This window comes from Pseudacidovorax sp. DMC4 (assembly GCF_056314265.1).
Window position 1 is genome coordinate 771,554 of record NZ_JBQUYR010000001.1, and the last position, 14,731, is coordinate 786,284.

14 protein-coding genes are annotated in these 14,731 nt (G+C 69.2%); 1 reads left to right on the forward strand and 13 read right to left on the reverse strand.

The features are described from left to right. Positions 1–64: 64 nt before the first annotated feature. From ACT54X_RS03565 to ACT54X_RS03625, 13 genes are all read right to left on the reverse strand, one after another. Positions 65–610 carry an FMN-binding protein gene (locus ACT54X_RS03565; RefSeq protein ID WP_476345057.1) on the reverse strand — a complete coding sequence of 182 codons (546 nt, stop codon included), beginning with the start codon at positions 608–610 and terminating at the stop codon, positions 65–67. A gap of 5 nt (positions 611–615) precedes the next feature. Next, on the reverse strand, positions 616–1,470 hold the full coding sequence (locus tag ACT54X_RS03570; protein ID WP_476345059.1) for a DUF6662 family protein: 855 nt from the start codon (positions 1,468–1,470) through the stop codon (positions 616–618). Positions 1,471–1,686: 216 nt separating this feature from the next. Beyond that, positions 1,687–2,583 (reverse strand): alpha/beta fold hydrolase, encoded by an 897-nt coding sequence (locus ACT54X_RS03575; protein WP_476345061.1) that lies wholly within the window; start codon positions 2,581–2,583, stop codon positions 1,687–1,689. Between the two features lie 61 nt (positions 2,584–2,644). Further along, positions 2,645–2,857 (reverse strand): hypothetical protein, encoded by a 213-nt coding sequence (locus ACT54X_RS03580; protein WP_294369834.1) that lies wholly within the window; start codon positions 2,855–2,857, stop codon positions 2,645–2,647. 91 nt (positions 2,858–2,948) lie between these two features. Continuing rightward, positions 2,949–3,713: an aspartate/glutamate racemase family protein gene (locus ACT54X_RS03585; protein ID WP_294369836.1), complete on the reverse strand. Its 765-nt coding sequence runs from the start codon at positions 3,711–3,713 to the stop codon at positions 2,949–2,951. 8 nt (positions 3,714–3,721) lie between these two features. Then, positions 3,722–5,140 (reverse strand): dihydropyrimidinase, encoded by a 1,419-nt coding sequence (gene hydA, locus ACT54X_RS03590; RefSeq protein ID WP_294369838.1) that lies wholly within the window; start codon positions 5,138–5,140, stop codon positions 3,722–3,724. 29 nt (positions 5,141–5,169) lie between these two features. After that, on the reverse strand, positions 5,170–5,967 hold the full coding sequence (locus tag ACT54X_RS03595; RefSeq protein WP_294369840.1) for an SDR family NAD(P)-dependent oxidoreductase: 798 nt from the start codon (positions 5,965–5,967) through the stop codon (positions 5,170–5,172). After that, positions 5,960–6,970, reverse strand: coding sequence for an NAD-dependent epimerase/dehydratase family protein (locus tag ACT54X_RS03600; RefSeq protein WP_294369842.1), 1,011 nt, complete (start codon positions 6,968–6,970; stop codon positions 5,960–5,962). The genes ACT54X_RS03595 and ACT54X_RS03600 overlap by 8 nt, the downstream gene beginning before the upstream one ends. Next, a complete protein-coding gene (locus tag ACT54X_RS03605) occupies positions 6,963–7,748 on the reverse strand; it encodes an ABC transporter ATP-binding protein (RefSeq protein ID WP_294369843.1) in 786 nt (261 codons plus the stop codon). Before ACT54X_RS03605 ends, ACT54X_RS03600 begins: the two co-directional genes overlap by 8 nt. A 3-nt stretch (positions 7,749–7,751) precedes the next feature. Continuing rightward, positions 7,752–8,627, reverse strand: a complete 876-nt coding sequence (locus ACT54X_RS03610) for an ABC transporter permease (RefSeq protein ID WP_294369844.1) — start codon at positions 8,625–8,627, stop codon at positions 7,752–7,754. A gap of 19 nt (positions 8,628–8,646) precedes the next feature. After that, the gene (locus tag ACT54X_RS03615) at positions 8,647–9,648 is read right to left on the reverse strand and encodes an ABC transporter substrate-binding protein (protein ID WP_476345066.1); all 1,002 of its coding nucleotides are present in this window, start codon (positions 9,646–9,648) and stop codon (positions 8,647–8,649) included. Between the two features lie 327 nt (positions 9,649–9,975). Further along, a complete protein-coding gene (gene ltrA, locus ACT54X_RS03620) occupies positions 9,976–11,361 on the reverse strand; it encodes a group II intron reverse transcriptase/maturase (protein ID WP_476345068.1) in 1,386 nt (461 codons plus the stop codon). 469 nt (positions 11,362–11,830) lie between these two features. After that, positions 11,831–13,720, reverse strand: a complete 1,890-nt coding sequence (locus tag ACT54X_RS03625) for a TolC family outer membrane protein (RefSeq protein WP_476345069.1) — start codon at positions 13,718–13,720, stop codon at positions 11,831–11,833. A gap of 247 nt (positions 13,721–13,967) precedes the next feature. Between ACT54X_RS03625 and ACT54X_RS03630 the strand changes: the two genes are divergently transcribed. After that, complete coding sequence (locus ACT54X_RS03630; RefSeq protein ID WP_294369854.1) at positions 13,968–14,678, forward strand: transglutaminase-like cysteine peptidase; 711 nt, start codon at positions 13,968–13,970, stop codon at positions 14,676–14,678. The last annotated feature ends 53 nt before the right edge of the window (positions 14,679–14,731 follow it).

Genomic DNA, 14,731 nt, shown 5'->3' on the forward strand with positions numbered 1-14,731 from the left:
CCGCACCGGCACAGCCGCGCCATGGCGACCTGCACGCCGCGATGGAGCGCGCGCTGCCTGGGGGCTAGCGGCCACGCAGCACCCGCACATACACCGCCAGCACGCGCTTGACGCCATCGGTCAGGTGCTTGGCCGACAGCGTGGCCCCGGAGATGTTCTCCACGTCCTTGCCGAGCTTGAGCGGGGCAGCGCCATCCTTGCCCTCGAACTGGTGCAGCCACTGCGGCTCGGCCACCTCGTAGCCGTAGGACTCGTGGTACTCCAGCACCTCCACGCGGCGCACGCGGCCCTGGGCGTCCAGCGCCACGGCGTAGGTGATCATCTCGTGCTTGCCCACCACCTCGTCCACCACGAACCAGCCGCCATCGGCCGCTTTCCAGATGCGGTTGCCCTGGAAGGGATGGGCCACGGACGAGGCCGCGCGCACCTCGTCCTGCTGGGCCGGCGTCAGGGCCACCGGAAAAGCGGTCAGCGCCTGGCTGCCGAACAGGTCGCGCTGGGCCTGCTCGACCGACACATAGATGCGGGCCGCCGCGTAGACCGGCGCCGTGGGCGCCAGCGCCGCGCCCAGCGCGGCCAGCGGCATCAGCGTGGCCGGCTTCCATTGCATGCGCGTCATTCCAGCGGGATCCCCAGCTTCACGACCACCTGGTTGCGGCCGTGGTTGTCCCACACCTTGCCGAGCGAGCAATCGGCGGTTCCGTCGGCGTAGCAGTGGCCGCCGATCTGGTAGCGCCAGGCGGCCGTCACCCACCAGCTGCGCTCGGCGTAGTGGATGTTGGGGCCGATGAAGTTGGCCGTCTGCGTGTGCTGGTTGAAGTGGTAGCCGTCGTGGTCGGTGTGGAAGCGGCCCTCCACGCCGGCCGTCCACTTGGGCGCGAAGCGATAGCTGGCGCCGTACAGCAGGTCGGCCATCGAGTTCCTGATGATGCCCGCCGGGTCGTATTTCTCCTTCTCGATTTCCACCAGCAGGTTGGCCGCCACCACCAGCCGGTCGTCCAGGAAGTTGGACTGCGCGATCAGCCGGAACTCCAGTTCGTCCTCCAGCTTGCCCCAGGTGGGCTCCACATACAGGCCGATGCCCACCGGCGACGTGACGGGATTGGTGATGCGCCAGATGCCTTCGATGGAGGCGCCGTCGAAGCGGCGGTAGCTGTAGGGGTCGCTCGTGTTGGCCGGACTGGGCACGCCGAAGCCCGCCGTGCACGGAATGTGGTCGCAGGTCTCGGGGCTGAGATAGTTGTTGTGCGCGCTGATCGAGGCGGCATTCAGGTAGCCGCCGATCTGCAGGTCGTTGGTGATGCCGTACTCCAGCTCGGATCGGTACAGCCCGAAGTCGTAGCGGCCGGTGGCCTGGCCATGCGTGACGTCCACCTTCTGCTCGAATTCCGCCGTGCCCTTGGGCTGCAGGTCCAGTGTGTAGACCCAGCCGAAGGCACCCTCGCCCGCCTGCGCGGGCAGGCCCGCCATCGCCGCGGCACCGACCGCGCACGCAGCCGCCGCCCTGCTGATTCGCTTGAACGCTCCCACGAACAACCTCCCGTCAGAGATAAGAAAAGAGAATGCGAGTGATTCTCGAAAACATCACTGACGGGGAACTGAGCCGGCAAGGGGCTTGGCGACGGCAGCCTGCCGCCTCATCAGCCCAGGCGCCTTCCTGCGCCCAACGCCGGCTTCGAGGCGGGTCTATTCGGCCGCAGCCAGAAACGGCATCACCCGCGCCAGCAGCGCCTCGGGCGCCTCTTCGGCGATGTAGTGGCCGCAGGGCAGCGGGCCGCCCTGCACATCCACCGCCACGCGCTGCCATTCGGCCAGGGGCTGGAAGCAGCGGTGGACCACGCCCTCCTCGCCCCACAGCGCGAGCAGCGGCATCGTGAGCTTGCGGCCGGCCTCGCGGTCGGCACGGTCGTGTTGCAGATCGATGGTGGCCGCCGCGCGGTAGTCCTCGCAGGTGGCATGCGCCGCGCCGGGCAGTGCGATGCAGCGCTGGTACTCGGCCAGGGCGCGCGGGTCGAAGGGGGCCAGGCCGGCGCTGCGCTTGCCCATCAGGTCGGTGATGTAGCGCGCCGGGTCGGCCTCGATCAGCCGCTCGGGCAGCGGCGCCGGCTGGATCAGGAAGAACCAGTGCCAGTAGGCGCGTGCGAAGGCTTCGTCGGTCTGCTCGTACATGGCGAGCGTGGGCGCGATGTCGAGCGTCACCAAGCGGCGCACGGCCTGCGCATGGTCCATGGCCAGCCGGTGGGCCACGCGGGCGCCGCGGTCATGCGCGAGGACGAGGAAGCGCTCGAAGCCCAGCGTGCGCATCAGCGTCACCTGGTCCTGCGCCATGGCGCGCTTGGAGTAGTTGGCATGGTCCGACAGACCGGCAGGCTTGGAGGAGTCGCCGTAGCCGCGGATGTCCGCCGCGACCAGGGTGTAGTGCTGCGCCAGCGTGGGCGCCACCTTGTGCCAGATGGCGCGGGTCTGCGGATGGCCGTGCAGCAGCAGCAGCGGGGGGCCGGAGCCGCCGATGGTGGCGGCGATCTGGATGCCGTCGCCGACGTCGACGCGGCGTTCTTCGAATCCGGGAAAAAGCGGGGTCATGCAGGGAGTCTCCTAAGGACAGCCCTGCATGGTAGGCGCGCGCTTCCCAGCGCGCTGCGCCTCAGCGATAGCGCGGGTCGTTGGGGCGCGCGTCGTAACGGTTCGGCACGCCGTCGCCATCGCGGTCGCGGTCGTAGCGGTTGGGCACGCCATCGCGGTCACGGTCTCGGTAGGCGCCCGGCGGCGGGCCCGAGGGCGGGGGCGGAGGCGCGACCACGCAGCCGGCGAGGGTGACGGCCAACAGGCCAAGTAGCAGGGGTGTCTTGATCTTCATGGGTGGGCTCCTTGCGGCAATGCCGCTGGCGGCAGACTGCCGCCCCGCCCTGCGACGGTCTGTCGGACGCCATCGCCCGGCTGCGGGCGCTTCAGGCCGACGCGCTGCGGGCCTGTGCCGCCGCGAGGAGCGCCGCCAGCGCGGGCGGCAGCCCTTGCTGCGGCTTGGCGGGCGGCGGCGCCATGCTGCCGCGGCTGGCCAGGCCCGGCTGCAGGCCGTGGAGCATCTCCGCCTGCCGCACGGCACTGGAGACGCCATCGACCACCGGCACCGGCAGGCGTCCCGCCAGTTGCCGCGCCAGGCCGGCCAAGGGGGCGCCGGCCAGGATCAGCACATCGGCCCCATCCTCGTCCACGGCACGTTCGCACAAGTCCAGCAGCGCCTCGGAATGGTCCTCCTGGATGCCGTCGATGCGCGCCAGCGGCCGGTCGAGCGCACGGATGCTGGCCAGCCGGCCTTCCAGCCCGTTGGCCTGCACCACCTCGCGGTACCAGGCCTGGATGCGCTGCGAGATGGCGATGATCGAAAAGCGCGGGCCCAGCAGGCACGCACTCGCCAGGGCCGATTCGGTGAGTCCCAGCACCGGCATGGGCAGCACCTCGCGCAGCGCCGCGAGGCCCGGATCACCGAAGGCGGCCACGATCACCGCGTCGTGGCCCGCCGCATGCTCGGCCGCGACGTTGGCGGCCGCATAGGCGCCCACCATGGCCTCGAAACGCGTCTCGATGTAGGCCACGCCGAAAGACGCGGTGCGCAGCGTGAGTTCGGTGCCGGGGCTGGCGCTGCGCGCCGCCTCGCTGCCGATGAGTGCCGTGACGCTGTCGGAGATGTTGGGGTTGATGACCAGGATGCGCATGGTGCCGATCATCCCCGGCGGCGCGGCACCAGCGTGGGCGTGCCGCAGTGCAGGAAGCGTCCGGCGCCCTGGCGGCCGGTGAAGTCGCGGCCGTCCCAGACCACCTCGCCGCGCGACAGCGTCATGCCGGGCCAGGCCGTCAGGTGCATGCCTTCATACGGCGTGTAGTCCACGTTGTGGTGCAGCTGGGCATTGGTCAGCACGAACTCGCGCTCGTCCCAGATCACGAGGTCGGCATCGGCACCCACCGCCAGGCTGCCCTTGCGCGGATGCAGACCATAGGCCTTCGCCGGGTTGGTCGATGTCAGCTCCACGAACTTCTGCGGCGTAATGCGCCCCGCCATCACGCCTTCGGACCACAGCAGCGCCATGCGCGTCTCGATGCCAGGAATGCCGTTGGGAATGTGGCGGAAGCCCACCTCCTCGCCACCCGGCTTCTTGCCCTCCGTGCCGTCGAACTTGTAGGGCGCGTGGTCGGACGAGAACACCGTGAACAGCCCATCGGCCAGGCCGTTCCAGATCACCTGCTGGTTGCGCTTGTCGCGCGGCGGCGGGCTGCAGACGCACTTGGCGCCGTGGTAGCTGTCGTCGATGCCGAGGTCCTCGGCGGTGAGGAAGAGGTACTGCGGGCAGGTCTCGGCGAAGACGTTCAGCCCGTGGGCGCGGGCCCAGCGGATCTGCTCGACCGCCTCGCGTCCGGAGACATGCACGATGAGGATCGGCACGTCCACCAGCTCCGACAGCGCGATGGCGCGGTGCGTGGCCTCGCGCTCCACCAGCATGGGCCGCGCATGCGCATGCCAGCGCGGCGCGGTGCGGCCGGCGGCCTCCAGCCGCTTGCTGAGCCATTCGATGCAGTCGGCGTTCTCGGCATGGATCATGGCCATGGCGCCGTGCTCGCGCGCCACGGACAGCACGTCCAGGATCTGCCCGTCGTCCAGCTTCAGGCTGTCGTAGGTCATGTAGATCTTGAACGAGGTGTAGCCCTCGCGGATCAGCGCCGGCAGTTCTTCTTCGAGCACCGTGGGCGTGGGGTCGCTCACGATCAGGTGGAAGCTGTAGTCCACATGCGCCTTGCCTTCGGCGCGCTGGTGGTAGTCGGCCACCGCCTCGCGCAGCGACTGGCCCTTGTGCTGCAGCGCGAAGGGAATGACGGTGGTGGTGCCGCCACAGGCTGCCGAACGCGTGCCGGTGTCGAAGTCGTCGGCCATCACCACCGGCGGCGGCTCGGGCTGGTCGAGGTGGCAGTGCGCGTCGACGCCGCCGGGCGTCACATGGCGGCCGGCCGCGTCGATCTCGCGCGCCCCGGCCGGCAGGTCCTGGCCCAGTTGCACGATGCGGCCATCCTTCACGGCAATGTCGCAGTCGAAGATGTCGCTGGCCGTGACGGCGCGCGCGTTGCGGATGACGAGGTCGAAGGCGGACATGGGATTCGTGTTCAAGAAAAGAAGGAAGGTCAGGCGGCCATCCAGCCGCCGTCGACCATGAGTTCGGCACCGGTGATGAAACGGGCTTCGGAACTGGCAAGAAAGAGCACCGCCTCGGCCACGTCCTCGGGCCGGCCCAGGCGCGGCCAGGGTGTGCGGCGGATGGCGCGCTCCATGACGACCGGGTCGAGCGCGCGGCCGCCCTGCCCCGTCTGGATCTTGCCGGGCGCCACGGCGTTGCAGGCGATCTGCTCGGCGGCGTAGTCGGCCGCCACTTGCCGCGTCATGTAGGCGATGGCGGCCTTGGTGACGCCGTAGCCCAGGTCGCCGGGGGCGGCGATCAGGCCATGCTGCGACGAGAGGTTGACGATGCGACCGCGCACCTCGTCCACCACTTCCTGGGTGCGCATCTGCCGCACCGCGGCGCGGCTGGCACGGAAGGCGCCGCCCAGGTTGACGTCGAGCAGGCGCTGCCAGTCCGCATCCTCCATGTCGGCCAACGGCCGCGCATGGCGGATGCAGGCGTTGTTGACCAGCACGTCGAGCCGGCCCTGCCAGCGCACGGCTTCCGCCACGAGCGCGTCGACCTGCTCGGTGCGGCTCACGTCGCAGTGGACGAAGCGGGCCTGGCCGCCTTCGGCCTCGATGGCCATGAGCGTGGGCAGGCCGCCCTCGATGGGCTGCTCGGTGATGTCGGCCACGATGACGAAGGCACCTTCGGCGGCCAGCCGGCGGGCGATGGCGCGGCCGATGCCGGAGGCGGCGCCAGTGACGATGCAGGCCTTGCCGGACATACGCTGGGCGGGCGTGGGCGTGATCTCAGACATGGGCAGGCGCCGCGCTGTGCTGCAGCCAGGCAAGGAAGTCAGCACCGGCTCGCGGCAGGTCGTAGTGCGGCACGAAGCCGGTGTCCCGGCGCAGGGCCGAGATGTCCATGCTGGCGCGGTCGTAGTCGGCGTAGGGCTCGATGTTGGCGGCGTCCCCTTCGGCGGCGATGCCCCAGTCAGCGCGCTCGAAGCCCGGCTGCGTGGCGAGCCAGGCGCACCAGTCGGCCACCGACCATTCGAAGCCGGCCGCCAGGTTGTAGATGGGCTGCGACGGCGCCTCGGTGTCGAGCAGTGCCGCGATGGCGGCGGCCGCATCGCAGACGTAAAGCCAGTCGCGCCGCAGCGGGCGCGGCAGCCGAACCGGTTGACGGGCGCGCAACAGCCGCAAGGCTTGTAGCGGCGCGCTGGGCGTGTCACGCACGCCGGTGTCGCGCTCCCAGGGGCCGAAGCAGGTGCCCAGGCGGCCGATGCGCAGGTCCACGCCCAGCAGCCCGGCCAATCGCCGCGCCGCGGCCTCGGCTGCCACCTTGGAGATGCCGTACAGCCCCTCGGGCTGCAACGGCGTGTCGGTATCGTGCAGCAGGCCGGGCAGCCGCCCGCTGGCCCCATAGGCCGAGCCCGAGCTGGCCAGCAGCACCCGCTGAACGCCATGCGCCGACGCCAGGCGCAGCGCCGTGGTCACGGCCACCAGGTTGACGGCGAAGATCCCTTCGGGCGCGCGGCGCTCGCGCTCGGCCGCCGCGGTCACGGCCGCCAGCAGCACCAGGCGATGCGGCCGATGCAGGGCCAGTGCGGCTTCCAGCGCTGCGGCATCGCCCACGTCGCCCCGCAAGGCGATGAAGCGCCCGGGCAATGCTGCCAACGCGCGCTGCGCCGCCTCGGGCAGCGGCGCCACATCCCAGCCGACCACCGTCTCGCCGCGGGCGAGCAGATGCTCCACCAGCGCCAAGCCAACGAAGCCCGCGGCCCCGGTGATGAAGGTGACCGATGCAGCCTCAGCCATGTGCGGCAGCGGTGGGCGTCACGACCCCTTCAGGCCGCAACAGCTGCAGGATGTGCCGCTTGTAGTCGTTGAAGCGCGGGCTGGTGGAATCGCGCGGGCGCGGCAGGTCCACCGCGATCAGCTCGCGGATGCGGCCGGGCCGCGCCGACATCACGGCGATGTGCGTGCCCAGCGCCAGCGATTCCTCGATGCCATGCGTGACGAACACGATGGTGCTCTGGCTGTCGCGCCAGATGCGCACCAGCTCGGCATGCATGTCCATCTTGGTCTGCTCGTCCAGCGCGCCGAAGGGCTCGTCCATCAGGATCACCTCCGGGTTCATCAGCAGCGCCCGGGCGATGCCCACGCGCTGGTTCATGCCGCCCGACAGCTCGCTGGGAAAGTGGTTCTCGAAGCCGCGCAGCCCCACCATGTCGATGAAGTGCTGCGCCTTCTTGCGCCGCTCTGCCTTGGGCAGGCCGCGCATGGTGAGGTGGAAGGCCACGTTCTCCCACACCGGCAGCCAGGGCATCAGCGTGGGCTGCTGGAAGACCACGCCGCGGTCCACGCCCGGCGCCGTCACCGGCCGGCCGCCCACGGCCACCACGCCGGCCGTGGGGTGGTCGAAGCCGGCGATCATGTTCAGCAGCGTGGACTTGCCGCAGCCGCTCGGGCCCAGCAGGCACAGGAACTCGTTGCGGCCCACGCTGAGGCTCACGTCGTCCAGCGCCTTGACGGCGCTGCCGCGGCGCGGGTCCTCGAAATGGCGAGAGACGTTCTGGATGGTGATGAGGCTCATGGTTCAGCCCTCTTTCGCTTGCAGGGTGGAGCCGCGCTGCCAGCGCAGCACGCGCGCCGACAGCAGCTTGATCAGCCAGTCGCTGCAGTAGCCCAGCAGGCCGATGCTCGCCATGGCGGCGATGACGATGTCGTAGCGCAGGAAGTAGTACGAGTCCCAGAGCACATAGCCCACGCCGCTCTTCACGGCCACCATCTCGGCCGTGACGGTCAGCATCCAGGCCGAGCCGATGGCGATGCGCAGGCCCGAGAAGATGCTGGGCAGCGCCGCCGGGAACACGATGTGCCGCAGCAGCAGCCGTGGCGTGCCGCCCGCCATCGCGCCCGCACGCAGCAGGTTGCGGTCGCAGGTCTTCACGCCGTGGATGGTCGACAGCAGCACCGGGAAGAAAGAGCCCAGGAACACCAGGAATATGGCCGGCTTGTTGGCGATGCCGAACCAGATGATGGCCAGCGGAATCCACGACACCGGCGGCACCGGCCGCAGCACCTGCAGCAGCGGCTCGATCAGCTTCTCGATGGTGCGCGACCAGCCGATGGCCATGCCCAGGCCGACGCCCAGCGCCGCCGCCAGCGCGAAGCCGGCGAACACGCGGCCGGCGCTGGCCGCCACGTCGAAGATCCAGTGCCCCGAATAGGTCTGCGTGTTGCCATCGGTGCCGATCACCCAGTCGGCCCAGGCCACCAGCACCTGCGAAGGCGCCGGCAGCAGCGCGGGCGGCAGCACGCCCGAGCGGGAGAACAGCTCCCAGCCGATGAGCACCAGGGCCGGCACGATGGCGCGTTCGATGCGCCGGTACAGCCGCTTCCAGGCCGGCGTCGCGGCGGCGCGCGCCGCTGCAGCCGGGGCCGGCAGCGTGGTCGTGGAGGAATCCGCCATCGTCGTCCCGCCCATGGCCTCAGTAGCCCAGCTGCGACTTGGGCTTGCCCGTCGCGGCTTCGAGGAAGCGGTAGTCGATGTTCTTCTCGACCGCCGCCGTCACGTCGTTGTTGATGTACTTGAGGTCGCGCATCATCTGCGCGATGGCCACGGCCGAGGCGCGGTGGATCTGGTAGTCGGGGTACAGGTTGGCGGCGGCGCCGGTGGCGATGGCCTTGTCCAGGCCCGTCACCTTCTGGATGGTGTCGATGAACAGGCCCTTGTCCTTGGTCATCAGGTCGTTGACCTTGATGATCGAGCGCACCGTCTCCTCCACCGCCTTGGGCTTGCTGGCGATCACGTCGGAGCGGGTGACGATCAGGTTGGTGAGCTTGCCGGCCGCCTGGTCATAGGGATAGGTGAAGAACTTGGCGGCCTTCACTTCGCGGATCTGGGTGGCGAAGGGGTCGACCGAGCAGATCAGCTCCACCTCGCCGCGGCGCAGGGCCTGCACGTGGTCCGACGGGTTGGGGATGTTGATGAACTGGACGTCCTTGTTGATGTCGATGCCCTGCTTGGCGAAGGCGCCGCGCATGTGGATGTCCTGCGCATTGCCGCGCGAGGCGGCCACGCGGAAGGGCTTGCCCTGGGCCTTGTACTCGGCGATGACCTTCTTCAGGCCCGCCCAGTCGTTCTCGGCCACGGGCACGTCGTTGCCCACCAGGATCTGCGAGCCGCCGTTGATCTGGCCCGAGATGGCGACCACGTCGAAGCCCTTGTCCAGGGCGGTGGCGTAGTGCAGATAGGTGACCTGGGCGACATCGATGCTCTTGGACAGCAGGGCCGTCAGCACGTCGTTGCCGGTGTTGAAGCCGGTGGCTTCGAGCTTGACCTTGGCGGGGTCGGCGTTCTGCGGCGTGAGGGCCAGCGGCGTGCAGTGCGCGCACTTGGCGTAGCCGAGCTTGATGGCGTCCTGCGCCTGGCCGGCGAGCGGCATCAGGGCGGCGGCGGCCACCAGGAGGGGAGCGATGAATTGGCGCATGGGCATTCCCGGAAGGTTGAACAACAGGACCGGTGCGAAACCGGATGCCTGCCTTCAAGCAATGGGCGTGCCACTTTGTATCCAATCCATTGAGCACGTGAATGCACTCTTTTCTCTGATCGCAGAAAGCCTGTCGAAGAAATAGAGGATCAATTGCACATCAGGATTGGATACAGTTTCTCTCCATGGTGCATCCATGCACCCCTTCGAGGCGGACGCGCGCCGGGTGCGTGCGCCAAATCGGGATAGGGGTCCGTCATTGTCGACGGAGCCCCTCCCACACCACCCGGCATGCGGGTCCGCACCGGGCGGTTCGAGCGCTTGAGGTCATGAGAGACGGGGCAAGCCCAGCAGGTCGAACCAGGAGATCGTGATAGCGGTGTTCAGCGTCTTGGCACTGTTACGCCACCAGCGACGGCTGTTGGCCGCCACCTGTCGCGCAACGCGAGGCGTCGCCCCCAGCGCCAGCAGTTCGCGATACATCGTCGTGCCCCGCCTCCACTGCTTGAGCTGCAAGGCCCTGAGTCGGTGGCGCAGCCATTCGTCCAGCACGCGCCAGACCTTGGGGGTCTGCGCCAGTGCGAAGTACCCCTTCCAGCCCAGCAGGTAGGGCGTGAGCCCTTGCACCGTCTGCGCCATGCTGCGCCCGTTGGAGCGCCCCGTGAGTTGCCGCATACGCCTCTTGAAGTCGCCCAGGGCCTCCTGAGCCACTGCGTATTTCACTTCTCCTGCTTTGGCCATCCACAGCTCGTAGCCCAGGAACTTGCGCCCCAGGGCGCTGCTCACCGCACTTTTGGCTTCATTGATCTGAAGCTTCAGCCGGCCGTACAGCTTTCTGAGCCATCCCATCACCCGCTCGCCTGCCTTGGTGCTGCCCACGTAGACGTTGCAGTCGTCGGCATACCGCGCGAAGCTGTAGCCCCGCGCCTCCAGTGCCTTGTCCACTTCGTCGAGCAGCACGTTGGCCAGCAACGGGCTCAGGGGCCCGCCTTGCGGCGTGCCTCGGTCTCGCTCCACCTTGACCCCGCCGTCCATGATGCCGGCATCCAGGTACGCACGGATCAGCCGCAGCACGGCTGTGTCCGCGATGCGTCTGCCGAGCCGCTCCATGAGGATGTCGTGGTTGACCCGGTCGAAGAATTTCGCCAGATCCACGTCCACCACCACGCGCTTGCCGGATTGGACGTACGCTCGCGCGGCCTTCACCGCATCGTGTGCACGCCTGCCCGGGCGGAACCCGTGGCTGTGGTCGCTGAAGGTGGGGTCGATCAGCGGTTGCAGCACCTGCAGCAGTGCCTGCTGGATCAGTCGGTCCCTCACCGTCGGGATGCCCAACTCGCGCTGGCTGCCGTCGGGTTTGGGGATCGTGACCCTGCGCACCGGCTGTGGCCGGTACTTACCTGACAGCAACTCCTGGCGGATTTGCAGCCACGTCGTTTGCAGCAGACGGTGGGTCTGCTCGATGTCGAGCCCGTCCACGCCGGCCGCGCCCTTGTTGGACTTGACCCGCTTCCATGCGGCTTGCAGGTTCTCTCTCGTCAGCGCCGCCTCCAGCAGGGTGCCAGCCCCTGTCATCGGCATCGCCGACCCTGTGCCCTGGTGTTGCCGGGACGGGCCGCAAGCTTCGTCGCTGGCAGGCTGCCGGGCGGCTTCACCGCACGCGCTGCCCACCCGCCCGCATCGCTGCGGCATCTGACGCATGGCCTTCGACATTCCCGCAATCCTCGGTCACTCGCTCTCGTTCGGTCCTTTGCCTCTCGCTGGCGGCTTCGGCAGCCCCGCTACCCGGCTACTACGACCTCTGCTGACTTCTCGCTCCGGCACCGCCGTCGCCCTTTCAGGCGCAAGGTGAGATCTCCCCAGGTAAGAACGCACTCCTTCGCTGCACAACCGCCGGATTTACACCGCCTCGCCTTGATCACGAGAGCTTCGTAGCTCTTTGCCCACTCGCCCTGCTCGGCACTGCCTTCTATCCGGTTTTTGTTCATCGGCTCGCAGCTTCGCTCCACGCTTCCTCCCCACACTCGGTCGCCCTCGTGCAGTTGCGCTTCACTTCGTTCGTCGTGATCAACTTACGGCGGGACTTGCACCCGCAAGAGTGCGCCCATGCTGGGCGCACAAAGAAAACGGGCCCCGAAGGGCCCGTCGTCCTGCCGCAGGCCCCTCGGCAGGGGCCACGTTGTCAGCGCGCTGGCGTGGCGACCTCGGACTGGATCTTCCAGGCCTGGCCTTCGCGCACGAAGCGCAGCGTCTTGTTGACCACGTCGTTGTAGTCGCTGGAGCGGTAGGTCTGCTTGAAGGACGCCTGGGCGGCATTGGCGCCGTCCGCGCGCACCTGCAGGTCCTCCACCGTCACGCTGATCGGGCCGGCCTTGGTCACGCGCGAGCTGCGCAGCGACTTCCAGGCCTCCACGCTGCCCTGCTGCGGACGGAAGCTGCTCGAATAGAAGGCCATGTAGTTGTTCAGGTCCTTGGCCGACCAGGTGCGGGCCCAGGCCTGCACCGTGGACGCCACGCCGGACGTGTCGGGCGTGGTCTGTGCCGGCACGGGCAGCGGGCGCGGTGCGGGCGAGGTCTGGCCCGGCGTGGGCTGCAGCGGCGGCCGGGAGGCCACCACGGCCGCGGTGTCCAGCACCTGCGGCGGCGTCATCTCGGTGCTGCACAGCACGGCCTCGTCCTCGGCCTGGCCGCCCTCGGGCACCTCGGGCGCATCGACCATCAGCGGCTTCTGGTTCATGGCGGGCAGCAGCCCGTTGGTCTGCTGCAGCACGCGGTAGCCGGCCAGCAGGTAGTCGTAGCGGGCGTTCACCACCGCGCGACGGGCCTGGAACACCTCGTTCTCGGTGTCCAGCAAGTCCAGCAGCGAGCGCTGGCCGATGTCGAACTGCTGGCGGAAGGCCTCGCGCGCCTTCTCGCTGGACAGCTGGTGCTGCTCCAGGTAATTGAGCTGCTCGCGCAGGCGGCGCAGGTCGTTGTAGGCGATGGTGGCGGTCTGGCGGATGTTGCGGCAGGCCAGGTCGCGCTGGTCCTGCGCCGCGTAGAAGTTTTCCTGTGCCGCACGGGCGCGGGCATCGTCGGCACCGCCGCGGTAGAGGTTGTAGTTCAGCACCACCTGCACCGAACTGTTCTGCACACGCTGCACGGTGTCCAGGCCCGACAGCTGCTTGTCGGTGCCGGTCTGCGCCACGAAGGCCACGGTGGGCGACTTGGCGGCGGTGCGCACATCCAGGTCGGCGCGGGCGGCGCGGATGCCCGACACGGCCGACAGGAAGCCCGGGTTGCGGCGCATGGCCTCGTTCAGCACCTGCTGGGCAGGCGGCAGGTTGGCCGAGGTCTCGGGCACCGGCGCCAGCTGGGCCGCGGGCAGCTGGCCCACCAGGCGCTGGAAGCGCTGGGTCACGTCGTGCAGGTTGGCGCTGTCGGTCAGCCAGTTCGACTGCGACAGGGCTGCGCGGCCCTGGGACAGCTCCAGATCCACACGCTTGCCCACGCCGGCCGAGGCCCGACGGTCGAGCTGCTCGCGCGTCTCGTTGTGGAAGCCCCAGTTGTCGGCAGCCAGGCGCTCCAGCTCGCGGTAGCGGGCCACGTCGATGTAGGCCTGCACGGCCTGCAGCGCGATCTCGTCGCTGGCGGCCAGGTAGTCGTAATAGCGGCTCAGCTTGGCAAAGCCGGCACGGCGCGTGTCGCTGGACGCGGCGCCGCCGTCGAACAGGGTCTGACGCAGCTGCAGGTTGGCGCCGGGGCGGCTGTAGCTCTGGCTGTCGTTGCCGCTGATGCGGCTGCTCTGATAGCCGGTGAAGGCCTGCAGGTCCACCTGCGGGCGCAGCGCGCTGCGCGCCACCGCCTGTTCGGCGTCGGACGCCTGGTACATGCGCAGGCGGGCCAGCACCTCGGGATTGCGGCTGATGGCCAGGCCGACGGCATCGCCCAGCGAGGCCGGGGGCAGCGCGGTCGCAGCAGCCGAAGGCGCCGCCGCGGGCATCGGCGCGGGCGCCGAAGTGGCAGGCGTCTGGGCGACGGCGACACCGCAGGCCAACAGGGCGGCCACGGCAACGGGGCGGAAGGTCAGCATGGACATACGATCAATCAAGGTCCCGAGTGGATTTGTAAAAAAAGATGGCGCGTGTCTGGTTGTTGTCAGGCTTTGTTCGCACGCGCCGCGCAACTGGGCAGGCCAACTGCATCAATCTAATAAATTATTCTACGTATCGGTAACAGATCGGTTAAGAATGTTGCAACACTTCGCTTACATTCGGAACTTTTCCGCACTGGGCCGCTGAAGGACGCCATTCCGCCTCCCCCCTCGCACGCGGCCTGTCGTGTTTACGCAACTCTTCTTCGCCCTGTTGCCCGGCCCGCGCACGCCGCCCGTGGCGGGTCGCCGGACATGGGTCGCGCTGCTCCTGGCCGTGCTGCTGGCGCTGGGCGGCCCGGTCGGCGTCCGCGCCTGGGACGCGGCGCTCATGGAGCGCACCATGGTCCAGCGCTACGGCGCCTGGGGCCAGCAGGCCTTCACGGCCTGGCGCACGCTGGTGGACAGTGCCGCCCAGCTCGACGAACGCGAGAAGCTGCGCCGCGTGAACGAGCACTGGAACCGCGCGGTGCGCTTCGGCGAGGACATGGAGATCTGGGGCCAGGAGGACTACTGGGCGACGCCCGTCGAGACCCTGGGCCGCGGCCGCGGCGACTGCGAGGACTACGTCATCGGCAAGTACTTCACCCTGCGCGCCATGGGCGTGCCCGAGGAGCGACTGCGCCTGACCTATGTACGCGCCCGCGTGGGCGGCGCCACACAGGCGCACATGGTGCTCAGCTACTACGCCACGCCCGAGGCCATGCCGCTGGTGCTCGACAGCCTGGTCTCCAGCATCATGCCGGCCAGCTCGCGCCCCGACCTCACGCCCGTCTTCAGCTTCAACGCCGAAGGCATCTTTGCCGGGCCCGGCAACACCGCCAGCCACCCGGTGGACCGGCTCACCCGCTGGCGCGACGTGCTCGCGCGCATGCGGGCCGAGGGCTCGATCCCATGACCTTCCCCTGCCCTGCCGGCGCCGGTTGCGGCCACCGCGCCCGGCCCCGTCCC